This is a genomic window from Streptomyces sp. NPDC047880, from assembly GCF_040706515.1.
Lineage (GTDB): Bacteria > Actinomycetota > Actinomycetes > Streptomycetales > Streptomycetaceae > Streptomyces.
Window position 1 is genome coordinate 87,583 of the sequence record NZ_JBEZOK010000009.1, and the last position, 14,067, is coordinate 101,649.

Here is a 14,067-nt window from a genome sequence, read left to right on the forward strand (position 1 = left end):
GCGCACGTCACGCGGATTGAGCCGAGGGCGAAGGCGGCAGCAGCGGGCCGCACTCCCACTGCTGGAAGATCAGCCGCGTCTCCACCCGGGCCACCTCCCGCTGCGACGTGAACTCGTCCAGCACCAGCCGTTGCAGATCGGCCATGTCGGCGACCGCGACATGCACCAGATAGTCGTCGGGACCGGTCAGGTGGAACACCGTCCGCGACTCCGGCAGGGCCCGGATCCGCTCCACGAACGGCCCCACCAGCTCCCGCCGGTGCGGCCTGACCTGCACCGACAGCAGGGCTTCCAGCCCCCGTCCCAGCTTCGCCGGATCCAGTTCCAGCCGGTGCCCGAGGATCACGCCCGAGCGCCGCAGCCGGGTCACCCGGTCCAGACAGGTGGACGGTGCCACCCCGACCTGGGCGGCGAGATCCCGGTAGGTCGCCCGGGCGTCGTTCTGCAACAGCCGCAACAGATGGAGGTCCACCGGATCCAGTACGACGGATTCAGCCATTGGCCGAACTTAACACGGGGTGCGTATCCGGCAGCCCGGTCGATGTTCACTCTTGCCCACCATGGACATGGACACAACGAGCACGCGCGCTCACGACGACATACGCACCGCACCGCGAGCCCTCGCCACCGAGGCCGTGCACGCCGGCCGGGACGACCTGGCCCGTCAGGGGCTGCACGCCCCGCCGATCGACCTGTCCACCACCTACCCGTCGTACGACAGCCGCGGCGAGGCGGCCCGGATCGACGCCTTCGCCACCACCGGCGCCGAGCCGGACGGCCCGCCCGTCTACGGGCGGCTCGGCAACCCGACCGTGGCCCGTTTCGAGACGGCCCTGGCCCGACTGGAGGGCACCGAGGCGGCGGTCGCCTTCGCCAGCGGCATGGCCGCGCTCAGCGCCGTCCTGCTCGTACGCGGCTCCATGGGCCTGCGGCACGTCGTCGCCGTACGCCCCCTCTACGGCTGCAGCGACCATCTGCTGACCGCGGGGCTGCTGGGCTCGGAGGTGACCTGGACCGACCCGGCCGGCGTCGCCGACGCCCTGCGCCCGGACACCGGCCTCGTCCTCGTCGAGTCCCCGGCCAATCCCACCCTCGCCGAGGTCGACCTGCGGGCCGTCGCACACGCCTGCGGTTCGGTGCCGCTGCTGGTGGACAACACCTTCGCCACGCCGGTCCTCCAGCGTCCCGCGGAGCACGGTGCCCGGCTGGTCCTGCACAGCGCCACCAAGTACCTCGGCGGGCACGGCGACGTCCTCGCCGGCGTGGTCGCCTGCGACGAGGATTTCGCGGGCCGGCTGCGCCAGGTGCGCTTCGCCACCGGCGGTGTCCTGCACCCACTGGCCGGCTACCTGCTGCTGCGTGGCCTGTCCACCCTCCCCGTCCGGGTCCGGGCGGCCTCCGCCACGGCCGCCGAACTGGCCGGGCGCCTCGCCGCCGATCCGCGGATCGCGCGGGTGCACTACCCGCGCATCGGCGGCGCGATGGTCGCCTTCGAGGTGCACGGCGACCCGCACGAGGTGATCGCCGCGGTCCGCCTGATCACCCCGGCGGTGAGCCTCGGCAGCGTGGACACCCTCATCCAGCACCCGGCCTCCATCAGCCACCGCATCGTCGACGAGGACGACCGCAGGGGAGCCGGCGTGAGCGACCGGTTGCTCAGGATGTCAGTGGGCCTGGAAGACGTCGAGGACCTCTGGTCGGATCTCGACGCAGCCCTGGGACGACGCCCCGGCAGGGGTGCGGGGAACTGCGCGACGAGCCACACCGAACCCGTACCCGCCCACTGACGCACGCCCCTACGGCGCGGAGGCGCTCCCCAGCTCCTCCGCGCTCGTCACGACCGCCTCGCCCAGCCGCGCCGTGATCACCAGCGTCCCCTCCTCGACCTGGTAGTCCAGAGGCAGTCCCAGCCCCCGCATCGCTGCGACCATTCCGGTGTTGGACGCCTGCGTCACGGCGTACACGCTGGAGCACCTCGCCTCGACGGCCAGGGCCACCAGCCGCGACAGCAACTCCGCCCCGACGCCCCGCCGCTGCCAGGTGTCCTCGACGAGCAGCGCCACCTCCGTCTCGTCCCCGTCCCACAGGAGGTGACCGAGCCCGACGATCCGCCCGGAGGCCGTCTGCACCGCGAGCGTGCGGCCGTAGCGCGGACTGAGCAGGTGGTTGAGGTACCGGTCGGCGTCGTTGACGGGACCGTGATAGCGCTGCTTCAGCGTGCGCGGCGAGCACCGCTCGTGCATCGCCCTGGCCGCTTCGAGGTCGCGTGTGTCGGCCCGCCGCACGGTGATGTCACTGCCTTCGGCGAGCGTGAACACGTCCCGCCCGTGCGGCAGCCGGGGCCCGAGCCGGGCGTCCAGTTCGACCAGGGCCCTCGCCCGGGCGAACTCGGTCGGGGTGAACGGCAGATACGGCCGCTCCACGATGATCACGCCGCCTTCCGGAGCGCGCAGCCGCATCACCGTGTCGTCGAGGGCCCCCTCCACGGCGAGGGGCTCGGGCGCCCGGGCGGCACCGGCCGGAGCGGGCCGCGACCGGATCGTGCAGCGGCCCAGCAACTGCCGCAGCGCGAGGGGGAGTTCCGCCGAGTCCAGGGCGGTGCGGGCAGCGAGTCCGAGGACCCGGGTCGGCGCGTCCACCAGGTCGTGGGCGTCGGCCCGCTCGATCCAGGTGTCGGTGCCGCCGGCCGACTCGACGGCCGTGGTGATCGTGGACGCCGGCAGATCCGCCGGTCCCCGCAGCAGGAACTCGTCGACCGTGCCCTCGGCGAGCGGGTGCGTCTGGAGGCTCACGATGTCGACGCGCCGCCCGGCCAGGGCGCCGCACAGCGCCGCCAGTGCCCCCGGTTCCTCCTGGACCGTGGTCCGCATCCGCCACAGGGTGTGCGCCCCCGGCACCGTTCCCGGCGCCGGGGACCCGGTATCACTCGTCGGCGGTTCGTGTTCCTGGCGTCGTGTCCGCCAGACGTGGAACGCCGCCGTGATCCGCTGCCACGAGGTGGCGGGGCGGCAGTTGTCGTCGGTGTGCGTCACGTGGGTCACTTCTCGCGTCATGCACCCACTGTGACGGAGCGGTGTTGCGTGATCGCGAACGCATTGTGACCGGCGGGTAAAGGAGGCATTGTGCCCTCTTTGTCGACGCTTCAAACGTTGCGCTGCGTGCCTACTGGCCGACCAGGCCCGGCTGGAGCGTCTTCGTGAACAATACGGTGCCGTCCTGCTCCCGCAGACGTACCGTCAGTTCGCCGCTGTGGCCGTCGATGCCGACCTCGCCGAAGAACTGGTAGCCTCCGGCGGGGGAGACGTTGGCGGTGGTCGGGGCCTTCACGAACACGCGGTCCGGGCCGAAGGTGCCGTCGAGTGCGTTCGCGGGGAAGGCTCCGGCGTTGAGCGGGCCCGAGACGAACTCCCAGAACGGCTCGAAGTCGGTGAAGGCGGCCTTCGACGGCTGGTAGTGCTGTGCCGAGGTGTGGTGCACATCGGCCGTGAGCCACACCGTGCCCGTGATCCGCCGGTGCTTGACGAACCGCAGCAGTTCGGCGACCTGCAGCTCGCGGCCGAGCGGCTCGCCGGGGTCGCCCTGCGCGACGGCCTCGATGTGGGGCGCGTCCGGGACGACCAGTCCGAGCGGCATGTCGGAGGCGATCACCTTCCACACCGCCCGCGACCGGGACAGCTCGCGCTTGAGCCACGCCAGTTGCTCACTGCCGAGGATGCCCTGCGGGTCGGTGGTCTGGTCGTCGGTCGAGTTCGCGTTGCGGTGGGTGCGCATGTCCAGGACGAACACGTCCAGCAGCGGGCCGTGGTGCTGCACGCGGTAGACCCGGCCGTCGGGGCGGCGCAGCGTGGAGATCGGGAAGTACTCGGAGAACGCCTGGCGTGCGCGGGCGGCGAGCACGTCCACGCGCTTCTCGGTGTAGCGGGTGTCGGTGAGGATCTCGCCCGGGTACCAGTTGTTGACGACCTCGTGGTCGTCCCACTGGACGACGGACGGGACCCGGGCGTTGAAGGCGCGCAGGTTCTCGTCCAGCAGGTTGTAGCGGAAGTTGCCGCGGAACTCCGCCAGCGTCTCGGCGACCTTCGCCTTCTCCTCGGTCGTGACGTTGCGCCAGGTCCGCCCGTCGGGCAGGGCCACGGTCCCGGTGATCGGGCCGTCGGCGTAGACGGTGTCGCCGCTGCAGAGGAAGAAGTCCGGGTCCAGGGAGCCCATCGCGTCGTAGATGCGGTAGCCGCCGCGCTCCGGGTTGATGCCCCAGCCCTGCCCCGCGAGGTCGCCGGACCAGACGAACCGCACGCCGTCGCGGCGCTTGGCGGATGCCGTGCGGAACGTGCCGGTGACCGGCTCGCCGGCGCGGCGCGGGTCGTCCGGGTCTGCCAGCAGTACGCGGTAGTGGATCTGCTCGCCGGACGGCAGGCCGTGCAGCCGGGTCGTACCGGTGAAGTCGGTGCCCGGGCCCAGCAGTGGGCCGTGCCATCGGTGCGGGTTGCGGAACGACTCGGTCGCCGACGTCTCCACGATCATCCGGGCCGGGCGGTCGGAGCGCACCCACACCAGCCCGGAGTCGCAGGTCACGTCACCGGCCTGTACACCCCACCGCGCCGTCGGGCGCCCGGAGCGTGCGAACGCGGGCGCCGCGCCGAGGGCGGTGGGCAGGGTCAGGGCGGCCGACGCGGCGAGGGAGCCGCGCAGGACGCTACGGCGCCCGGGTGACGGACGGTGGGACTGGGACATGGATACGCCTCCAGGGACGGGATCCGGCCAAGTGTGCAGAGCCACACCTACGGGTACGTCGCGGCGCACACACGAACCCCAAGTGAACAACTGACCGCAGGGTGAGGGAACGCGCGAACCGGTCGGCTCACCCGGTCGCGGCCCGCGCCATCAGGCGCACGCCCTCGGCGATCCGGGCGGGCGGCACATGGGCGTAGCCCAGCACCAGCCGGACCTCCCCGGCCGGCTCGGCCGCCGCGGGCCCGGCCGGTGTGTGCGTGTAGGCCGAGAGCGCGCGCACCGCCACCCCCGCCTCCGCCATGCGTGCGAGGAACCGCTCCTCGGGCCCGTACCGCCGGGGCAGAGTGGCGATCACGTGCAGACCCGCGGCGATCCCGGACACCTCCGACCCCGGGAAGTGCGCGTCCAGGGCGGTGACCAGCGCGTCGCGCCGGTCACGGTAGGCGCGCTGGCAGCGCCGCAGCTGACGGTCGTAGTCGCCGCGCTCCAGGAAGCGGGCGAACAGCGCCTGGTCGAGGGCCGGATGGCCGAGATCCATGGTGCGCTTGCGTTCGACGACCTCCTCCGTCCAGGACTCGGGCACCAGCAGCCAGCCCAGCCGCAGGCCCGGCGCGAGGGACTTGCTGACCGAGCCGGTGTAGGCCACGTGGTCCGGGTCGAGGCCCTGGAGCGCGCCGACGGGGGCGCGGTCGTAACGGAAGTCGCCGTCGTAGTCGTCCTCCAGGACGATGCCGTCCACGGCGCGCGCCCAGTCCAGCAGTTCGGCCCGGCGCTCGGCCGAACAGGCGATGCCGGTGGGGAACTGGTGGGCCGGTGTCGTCACCACGGCCCGTACGCCGGACGCCCGCAGCGGCTCCAGGGCGACACCCTCGTCGTCCAGCGGCAGGGGTACGGCGGTGATCCCGGCCGACGCGTACAGCGCGTCGTGCTGGGGGCTGCCCGGGTCCTCCACGCCCACGGTGCTCAACCCGCGCGCGTGCAGCACGTGACCGAGCAGGGTCGTCGCCTGGGCCACGCCCGAGACGACCACGATCCGCTCGGGGTCGGCCACCACGCCGCGCCGCCGGGCGAGCAGCCCGGCCAGTGCGGTGCGCAGCCTCGGCAGCCCGCGCGGATCGGGATACCCCAGCTCCTGGTGCGGCAGTTCCGCGAGCACGGCGCGCTGCGCGGCGGCCCACGCCGCGCGCGGGAACAGCGCCAGGTCCGGCGTCCCGGGCACTAAGTCCGCACGGGTGCCGGACGCACGCGGAGCGAGATCGTGCGCCCGCGGCCGGACGGCCCGTACGGCCGCGCCCACCCACGTGCCGGCTCCCCGGCCGCTGCGCAGGTATCCCTCGGCCGTCAGCTGCTCGTACGCCTCGGTGACCAGCCCGCGCGACACCCCCAGGTCCGCCGCGAGGTCACGGCTCGACGGCAGCCGGGTGCCCGGCGCGAGGCGGCCCGAGCGGACCGCCTCGCGCAGCGCCGCCTGGAGGGAACGGCCACGCGTGCGTGCCGGTGCCGACGCGGCGGGGAGCAGCAGTTCCCAGGCGGCGGACGCGGAGCCGCCGCCCTGATCGCTCTGCGGTGGCCTCATGAGGGGAGACCTTAGAGGCTGCGCCCCGTAGGGGTCAGCGGCTGCCGTCGAGGACGACCCTGGCCACCAGCGCCGGGTCGTCGTTCATCGGGACGTGACCGCAGCCGGGCAGCCGCACCAGCCGGGCCCCGGGGATGACGCCCTTGGCACGCACGCCCTGGCGGGGGATGAGCAGCCGGTCCCGGTTGCCCCACGCCACGGTGACCGGGGTTCCCACGATGTCGTCGGTGAACTGCACGGTCCGGCCGGAGCGCAGGGTCTCGGAGAACCCCTGGGCCCGGGCCAGCGCGAGCGTCTCGGCGACCACCGCCTCGGCTGAACGGCGGCCCGGCCGGGCGTAGATGGTGCTCGTCAGCAGGGTGCGGCCGAGGGCCGGACGGGCCAGCCGCTCCACCAGCGGCGGCGGCATCCGCCGGGCGATCTGCCGCATCGCGCTCAGCACGGTGAAGGCGTAGCGGCGCTCCGCCTCGTTCCAGAACCCGGCCGGCGACAGGGCGGTGACCGAGCGGACGAGCTGGGCCCGGGCCAGGTCGAGCGCCAGCAGGCCGCCCAGCGAGTTGCCCGCCACGTGCGGCCGTTCGATCTCCAGCGCCTCGAAGAGGGCCGTCAGGACCGTGCTCATCGTGGGCAGGTCGTGCGCCATGCCGTCCGGGAGCGCCGGCGACTCACCGCAGCCCGGCAGGTCCACGGCGATCACGTCGCGTTCGGCCGCCAGCGCCGGGATCACCGGGTCCCACACCTGCCGGTGGTGTCCGATGCCGTGCAGCAGGAGCAGCGGTTCGCCGCTGCCCCGGCGCGTGTAGGACAGGGTCACACTCTGCTCGCCCCGCGCGGAGGCTACTTTGAAGGAGACGGTGGCGGACATGGGGTGCTCCTCGGCTGTACTCGCTGACGGACGCCGTAGACAGCTTGTCAGCAATTGCTACCCGCGGGTAGCCCCAAGGTGTCACCACCTTCACGGTGCCCGGCCGCTCAACGCGCCCGCCGTACCTCCAGGTTGAACTCACCATGCCCGAACTTCCGGAACAGGCCGGCCCACAGGGGCAGCCACATCTCCACGGCTCGGGCCGCCCGGATGCCGCCGAGGTCGAGCACGCGCTCCGCCGGCCAGCCGAACTCCCCGAGCAACGCCGTCACCTGCTCCTTGGCCCCCGGATCGTCCCCGCAGACGAAGACGTTGTGTTCGCCCGGCACGCGGGCCGGATCCACCATCACCCGGCAGTTGACCGTGTTCAGCGACTTCACCACGCGCGCGTGCGGGAACGCCCGCTGGAGCTGCTCGCCCACACTGTCCGATTCGACGGGGGACAGCCGCAGCTCGCCCTCCTCGAACCCCAGCGGGTTGGACACGTCCACCAGGACCTTGCCGTCGAGGTTCTCCGCGCCCGCCGCCTCCAGCGCGGCGAGCGCCACCCGCCCGCCGACCGCGTTCACCACGACCTCCCCGAACTCCGCCGCCTGTGCGAACGTCCCCGCGCCGGCCCGGGGGCCCGCGGCCGCGGCCCACTGCACGGCGGCCGTGTTGTCCGGGGTGCGCGAGCCGAGCCGCACCTCGTGCCCCAGCTCCACCAGCCGTCCGCCGAGCGTGCGCCCGACCTGTCCCGTGCCCAGCACCGCGTACCGCATCGCCACCTCCGTAGCCGTGGTCACCGATCAACGGCGCCCTGTCGGCCATTCTGTCCGGGAACGGCCGGTTCCGCCTGGACAGGGCCGCACCGGTGGGCTGGGATGGAGCCGTGACCACCGAGACCCCGACCGACGTGTTCGAAGCCCACCGACCCGTCCTGCTGGGCGTCGCCTACCGCATGCTGGGCCGCGTCGCCGACGCGGAGGACGTGGTCCAGGAGGCCTGGCTGCGCTGGTCCGGCAGTGACCGCGGCGATGTGCGCGAACCACGCGGCTACCTCGTACGGATCACCACCCGCCTCGCCATCGACCGGCTGCACCAGATCAAGGCCCGCGGCGAGACCTACGTCGGCCCCTGGCTTCCCGAGCCCTACGCCACCGACTTCGGCGACACGGTGCCGGACACCGCCGAACGGGCCGTGCTCGCCGACTCCGTCTCCCTCGCCGTACTCGTCGTACTGGAGTCGCTGTCACCCCTGGAGCGGGCCGTGTTCGTGCTGCGCGAGGCCTTCGGCTTCCCCTACGCCGACATCGCCACCATGCTCGACCGCGGCGAACCGGCGGTGCGCCAACTGGCCGGGCGGGCCCGCAAGCACGTCGAGGAACGACGCCCGCGCTTCGAGGTCGACCCCGCCCAGCGCCGCGACCTCACCGAACGCTTCCTCGCCGCGGCGGCCGACGGCGACCTCGAGGGCCTGATGGCGCTGCTCGCCCCGGAGGTCCGGCTCGTCGGCGACAGCGGCGGCAAGTCGCGGGCGCCGCTGCGGGTCCTGCGGACCGCCGACAAGGTGGGCCGGTTCCTCGTCGGCGCGGCGCAGAAGAGCCTTCCCGGCCTGTCGGTGCGCTTCCTGGAGCTCAACGGCGGCCCGGCCGCGCTGGTCCTGGCCGACGGCACGCCCGACTCCGTCTTCCAGGTCGATGTCGCCGACGGACGCGTCCAGTCCGTCTACATCATCCGCAACCCCGACAAACTGCGGTCCCTGACTGCCTGTTAGGCCTGCCGCCCGGGAGGCCCATGGCCTGGCATGAACGGCCCGTGAACGTTCCCGGCCATTGGTCTTGACCAAGGATCAGGGCCGCCCTATGGTCGCAGAGAAGTGCAACAACCTTTAATAAACAAGGGCGCTAAAACGCCGCCGACCACGGCGATTGCGGAGGACAGGGTGGGGACCACGCAGCTGGAATCGGTGCAGGAACCGAAGTACTGGCATCTCAAGACGGTGCTCAGTGAAGCGCTCGACTCGGAGTTCTCGGTGGGCGAGATCCTGCCCAACGAGCGCGACCTCGCGGCCCGCTTCGGAGTCGCCCGCGCCACGCTCCGCCAGGCCCTGGAACAACTCGAACTCGAAGGCAGGCTGCAGCGTCGCCGCGGCGTCGGCACGACCGTCGCACCGCCCCGCGTGGGCGTCTCCCTCGGTACCGGCCCGCACGCCTGGCCGGGCGGCCCCGAGGACGCCTGGCAGCCCGTCGACTGCGCGGCGGCCGTCCCGCCGGCGAGCGTCGCCGACGCGCTGGAGACCGGCCGGGACGAGCCCGTGCACATCGTGCGGCGCTCCCGCGTCTCGCACGGCCGGCCGGTGGCCGCGGAGCTGCTGTACATCCCGCAGCGCTCGGTGCCCGACCTCTCCGGCATCGACGCGCCGTCGGGGGCGGCACGCGCGCGTGCGGTGCTGCGGGAACTGCAGCGGCTGGAGCTGGAGCGGCAGGAGAACGCGGTGGAACTCGGCTCCGCCGGGGCCGAGGAGGCGAAGGAGCTGGACCGGCTGCCGGGGGCGCCCGTGCTGGTGGTGACCACGCGGTTCGTCGCCGGGGGGCGGGTGGCCGCGTTGTCGATGGCGACGTATCGGGCCGACACCTGCCGTCTCACGTTCGGTGACTCGGGGGGTGTGGAGATCCACGCCGGGATGCAGCGGCGGGCTTCCTGAGCCTGGCGCCGCAGGGGTGCGGTGCGTGGGGCTGCCGGCGCGCCGTGGCGTGTCGCGCCCACACGGTGGAGCCGCATGCCGGCACAGCCCCACGCCCCTAGAGGGGGCGTTGCTCCACGGCGAAGAGTTGTTCTTCCACGTGGTCCAAGGCGAGGCGCAGGGCGCCCGTCGCCACTGCCGCGTCTCCCAGCGCGGAGAGGGTCACCGCCGGGGAGCGCAGGCAGTAGCGGGCCAGTTCCTGGCGGAGGGGGGCCAGGACGCCGTCCAGGCCCGCGGCCCAGCCGCCGATCACGACCAGCTCCGGGTCCAGGGCGAGGACGAGGGCCGCCACGTCGTGGACCAGCCGCTGGATGAAGCGGTCGACGGCCTCGCGGGCCCGCCGGTCGCCCTCACGGGCCTGCGCGAAGACCTCGGCCACGGCCTGCTCGTCGAGCGGGTGGAGGGGTTCGTCCGTGGTGGACAGAAGCGTCTCCGGCGTCACCCCCCGGCCCAGCAGATGCAGCGCCCCGATCTCGCCGGCCGCCCCGCCGTAGCCCCGGTGCAGCCGGCCCCCGATCAGTGAACCGGCGCCCGGGCTGAGCCCCGCCAGCACGAACACCACGTCGTCCGACTCGGTGGCCGCACCCTTCCAGTGCTCAGCGACGGCAGCCGCGTTGGCGTCGTTCTCGACCAGCACCGGACACTTGAACGATCGGCCCAGCCGCTCGCCCAGCCGCAGACCCGTCCAGCCCGGCAGCGCCGTGCCCAGCCGCACCGTGCCGTCGGCCTCGACGATCCCGGGCGTCGCCACGCCCACGGCCCGCAGCGAACCGCGCGCCACCCCGGCCCGCCGCAACAGTTCGGCGACGGCCCCGCGCAGCCGCTCCAGCCGCTCGTCGGCCCCCGCCGTCTCGGGCACCTCCTTGGCCTGCGCACCGATCACCCGGCCGTCCAGGTCGGACAGCAGCGCCGCCACCCGGTGCGCCCCGATCTCCAGCCCGAGCAGATGCCCGGCCTCCGCCCGGAACCGGAACCGCCGCGCCGGACGCCCCTGCCGCCGTGCAGCACCCTCCTCGGCCGCCTTCTCGACGACGAGCCCCGCCTCGATGAGCCCTTCGACGACGCCCTCGACCGTGGGCCGGGACAGCCCTGTCACCCGTGTGATCTCGGTCAGCGTCGCGCAGTCCGTGGCACGCAGCGCGTGCAGCACCACCGCGGAGTTGATCCTTCGCAGCAGCGAGGGATCCCCGCCGGTCAGCCGCCCCACCGTCCGTCCTCCCAGGTCGTGCGCGTGATGGCCGGATCGTACTTCGGCAGGGCGCACCCCGGCGAGGGGCGGGCACCCGCCCGCCGATCAGCCCGGCGCCACGAACCCCGACTCGTACGCCGCGATCACCGCCTGGGTCCGGTCCCGCGCCCCCAACTTGGCCAGCACCGCGCTGACATGCGACTTCACCGTCTCCGTCCCCACGACCAGCCGGGCGGCGATCTCCGCGTTCGACAGGCCCCGCGCCATCAGCCGCAGCACCTCCGCCTCGCGCTCGGTGAGCCGGGCCCGTTCCAGCACGGCCCGTGCCGCGCGGTTCCCGCCGGTGTCGCCGTACTCGGCGGCGAGCTGCCGCACCGACGCCGGGAACAGCAGGGACTCGCCCTCGGCGATCAGCCGTACCGCGTGCACGATCTCGGCCGGCCTGGCCCGCTTGAGCAGGAACCCGTCAGCGCCCGCCCGCAGCGCCTCGTACACGTACTCGTCGTTCTCGAAGGTCGTCACCACGAGGATCCGGGGCGGATCGTCGACCGTCCGCAGCAGCGCCCGGGTGGCCTCGATGCCGTCCAGCAGCGGCATCCGCACGTCCATGGCGACCACGTCCGGACGCAGTTGCCGCACCAGGGGGATCACCGCCGCCCCGTCCGCGGCCTCACCGACGACCTCGATGTCGTGCTGTGCCTCCAGCACGGCCCGCAGACCAGCGCGCACGAGGGGTTCGTCGTCGACGAGGAGAACGGTGACCGGCATCGGAACAGCGTAGATCAACTCAGTGGCAATTCGGCATGGACCTGCCATTCACCCCCGTCCGGTCCGGTACGGGCCCGGCCGCCGAGCAGGGCCGCGCGTTCCCGTATCCCGCGCAGGCCACTGCCGCGCCGGGCGCCGGACATGCCGGCCGGCAACGGGTTCCGTACCGCGAGGACGACGGTGCCGTCGGCGACGTGGACGCGGACGCGCACCGGGACCGCGCCCGCGTGCCGCAGCACGTTGGTCAGCGACTCCTGGAGAATCCGGTAACCCTCCCGGGACACCGGCCCGGGCACCGTCTCCACCGGGCCGGTCACCTCGGCGTCGACCTTCGCCCCGGAGGCCCGGGCGGACTCCAGCAGCCGGTCGGCGTCCGCCAGCGTCGGTCTGCCGCTCACCGGCTTCTCCGACTCGCGCAGGACCCCGAGCACCCGCTCCAGATCCTCCAGGGCGGCCCGGCCGGTCTCCTCGATGGCCTCCAGCGCGCGGTCGGTGAAGGCGGGATCACCCGCCGCCCGGGCGGCACCCGCCTGCACCACGGCGACCGTGAGCGCGTGACCGATGGAGTCGTGCAACTCGCGCGCGATCCGCGTGCGTTCCAGCAGTTGTTCGGTGCGCTCCTCCAGTGCCGCCATCCGCTCGGCGTGCGACGGCCCGAGGAGGCGCCCCGCCACCGCGGTCATCAGGTGGCCCGACCAGACCACGACCACGCCGAGGAGGACCAACGGCAGGGGTGCCAGCACCGCGTACCACCAGTGGTTCCCCTCGACGGTCACGAATCCGTCGGCGGCGGGCCCCGGGCCGAGGCCCGCCGTCAGCAGGTCGACCGCCAGAAGGGGCATCTGGACGGAGACGTGGGCCACCGCCCAGCCGAGGCACAGCCGCGCCTCCAGCCACACCACCGTCCGCCCGCGATCGGCCCAGGTGACCGACGGGGTGGTGACGATCTCCGGGCTGAGGGCGCCCTGCCGGGGCCCCGTCAGCAGCAGCCTGGCCTGGAACCCCTCCACGACCCGCGTGACGGGCACGAGGCCGGCGAGGCCGAGCAGTACGGCGGCCGTGACCTGCGTCCACCAGGCCTCGTCGACGAACAGCCACAGCGACGACCACACGATGGCCACCACGATGTGCAGCCACCGCTTGTACGTGATGGCCCGCGTGAGCGGGCGCAGCATGCGGACCATCGCGCCATCGTGCCAGCCACCACCGGCAGTGAGCCTCCCCCGCACGGGGGAGACGATCTCCACCGCAGGGGGAGGCCGGCACCCGCTGCCGAAGGCCACGCTGCTGCCATGACCAGCATCGACGTCCAGGACCTCACCAAGGAGTTCGGCACCCGGCGAGCCGTGGACCAGCTCACCTTCCGCGTGCTGCCCGGCCGCGTCACCGGCTTCCTCGGCCCGAACGGCGCCGGGAAGTCCACCACCATGCGGCTGGTGCTGGGCCTCGACCGGCCCACCGCCGGCTCCGCCACGATCGGCGGCCGGCCCTACCCGGCGCTGCGCGAACCCCTGCGCCATGTGGGCGCCCTGCTCGACGCGCAGGCCGCGCACGGTTCCCGCACGGCCCGCGACCACCTCCGCGTCCTGGCCGTGAGCAACCGCATCCCGGACCGGCGGGTCGACGAGGTCCTGGAGGAGACGGGCCTGGCATCGGTGGCCCGGCGCCGCGTACGGACGTACTCGCTGGGCATGCGCCAGCGGCTCGGCATCGCCGCCGCCCTGCTGGGCGACCCCGAGGTGGTCATGCTGGACGAGCCGTCCAACGGCCTCGACCCCGAAGGCATCGTGTGGATCCGCCGGTTGCTGCGCCGACTCGCGGGGGAGGGACGCACGGTCCTGGTCTCCAGCCATCTGATGAACGAGACCGCGTCCTTCGCCGACCACCTGGTCGTCCTCGGCCGGGGCCGGCTCCTCGCCGACACCCCGATGCGGGACTTCATCGACGCACGGGTGCGGCCCCGGGTCCGCATTCGCACGACCGAACCGGGCGCCCTCACCTCGGCCCTCGCCCGGCACGGCCACGACGCCGAGGAACACGCGGACGGGCACTGGACCGTGCACGACGCACGCGTGGACGACGTCGGCCGCATCGCCTCGGCCGCGGGCGTGCCCGTCCTGGAACTCGCCCCCGAGGAAGGCACTTTGGAGCAGGCCTACTTCGACCTCACCGGGGCCGAGACCGAGTTCACCGCACAGCCGCAGGAGGCCTGA

Annotated in this window: 13 protein-coding genes; 4 read left to right on the top strand and 9 right to left on the bottom strand. The window is 73.4% G+C overall.

The features are described from left to right. Positions 1-7: 7 nt before the first annotated feature. Entirely contained in the window at positions 8-499 is a 492-nt protein-coding gene (locus AB0937_RS16290) for an Lrp/AsnC family transcriptional regulator (RefSeq protein WP_107457283.1), read from the bottom strand. Between the two features lie 67 nt (positions 500-566). Between AB0937_RS16290 and AB0937_RS16295 the strand changes: the two genes are divergently transcribed. After that, positions 567-1,787 (top strand): PLP-dependent transferase, encoded by a 1,221-nt coding sequence (locus tag AB0937_RS16295; RefSeq protein ID WP_366712544.1) that lies wholly within the window; start codon positions 567-569, stop codon positions 1,785-1,787. Between the two features lie 9 nt (positions 1,788-1,796). On the opposite strand, the gene AB0937_RS16300 is transcribed toward AB0937_RS16295, so the two are convergent. The 5 genes from AB0937_RS16300 to AB0937_RS16320 all read right to left on the bottom strand — a co-directional run bounded on the left by AB0937_RS16300 (position 1,797) and on the right by AB0937_RS16320 (position 7,933). Beyond that, the gene (locus AB0937_RS16300; RefSeq protein WP_366712312.1) at positions 1,797-3,053 is read right to left on the bottom strand and encodes a GNAT family N-acetyltransferase; all 1,257 of its coding nucleotides are present in this window, start codon (positions 3,051-3,053) and stop codon (positions 1,797-1,799) included. Between the two features lie 109 nt (positions 3,054-3,162). Next, positions 3,163-4,731 carry an alkaline phosphatase D family protein gene (locus AB0937_RS16305; protein ID WP_366712314.1) on the bottom strand — a complete coding sequence of 523 codons (1,569 nt, stop codon included), beginning with the start codon at positions 4,729-4,731 and terminating at the stop codon, positions 3,163-3,165. A 127-nt stretch (positions 4,732-4,858) separates the two neighbouring features. Then, positions 4,859-6,307: a PLP-dependent aminotransferase family protein gene (locus tag AB0937_RS16310; protein WP_366712316.1), complete on the bottom strand. Its 1,449-nt coding sequence runs from the start codon at positions 6,305-6,307 to the stop codon at positions 4,859-4,861. A gap of 34 nt (positions 6,308-6,341) precedes the next feature. After that, positions 6,342-7,172 (bottom strand): alpha/beta fold hydrolase, encoded by an 831-nt coding sequence (locus tag AB0937_RS16315; RefSeq protein ID WP_366712317.1) that lies wholly within the window; start codon positions 7,170-7,172, stop codon positions 6,342-6,344. A 107-nt stretch (positions 7,173-7,279) separates the two neighbouring features. Next, positions 7,280-7,933 (bottom strand): NAD(P)-binding domain-containing protein, encoded by a 654-nt coding sequence (locus AB0937_RS16320; RefSeq protein WP_366712545.1) that lies wholly within the window; start codon positions 7,931-7,933, stop codon positions 7,280-7,282. A gap of 110 nt (positions 7,934-8,043) precedes the next feature. Here AB0937_RS16320 and AB0937_RS16325 point away from each other — a divergent pair, with 110 nt between their 5' ends. Next, entirely contained in the window at positions 8,044-8,928 is an 885-nt protein-coding gene (locus tag AB0937_RS16325) for an RNA polymerase sigma-70 factor (RefSeq protein ID WP_366712319.1), read from the top strand. 168 nt (positions 8,929-9,096) lie between these two features. Then, positions 9,097-9,858, top strand: a complete 762-nt coding sequence (locus AB0937_RS16330) for a GntR family transcriptional regulator (protein WP_366712321.1) — start codon at positions 9,097-9,099, stop codon at positions 9,856-9,858. A 97-nt stretch (positions 9,859-9,955) separates the two neighbouring features. Here the strand turns inward: AB0937_RS16330 and AB0937_RS16335 are convergent, their stop codons facing one another. From AB0937_RS16335 to AB0937_RS16345, 3 genes are all read right to left on the bottom strand, one after another. After that, positions 9,956-11,104 carry an ROK family transcriptional regulator gene (locus AB0937_RS16335; RefSeq protein ID WP_366712322.1) on the bottom strand — a complete coding sequence of 383 codons (1,149 nt, stop codon included), beginning with the start codon at positions 11,102-11,104 and terminating at the stop codon, positions 9,956-9,958. 87 nt (positions 11,105-11,191) lie between these two features. Beyond that, complete coding sequence (locus AB0937_RS16340; protein ID WP_366712324.1) at positions 11,192-11,854, bottom strand: response regulator transcription factor; 663 nt, start codon at positions 11,852-11,854, stop codon at positions 11,192-11,194. A 14-nt stretch (positions 11,855-11,868) separates the two neighbouring features. Next, the gene (locus tag AB0937_RS16345; protein ID WP_366712325.1) at positions 11,869-13,038 is read right to left on the bottom strand and encodes a histidine kinase; all 1,170 of its coding nucleotides are present in this window, start codon (positions 13,036-13,038) and stop codon (positions 11,869-11,871) included. A 108-nt stretch (positions 13,039-13,146) separates the two neighbouring features. On the opposite strand from AB0937_RS16345, the gene AB0937_RS16350 reads away from it, so the two are divergent. Continuing rightward, the gene (locus AB0937_RS16350; protein WP_366712326.1) at positions 13,147-14,067 is read left to right on the top strand and encodes an ABC transporter ATP-binding protein; all 921 of its coding nucleotides are present in this window, start codon (positions 13,147-13,149) and stop codon (positions 14,065-14,067) included.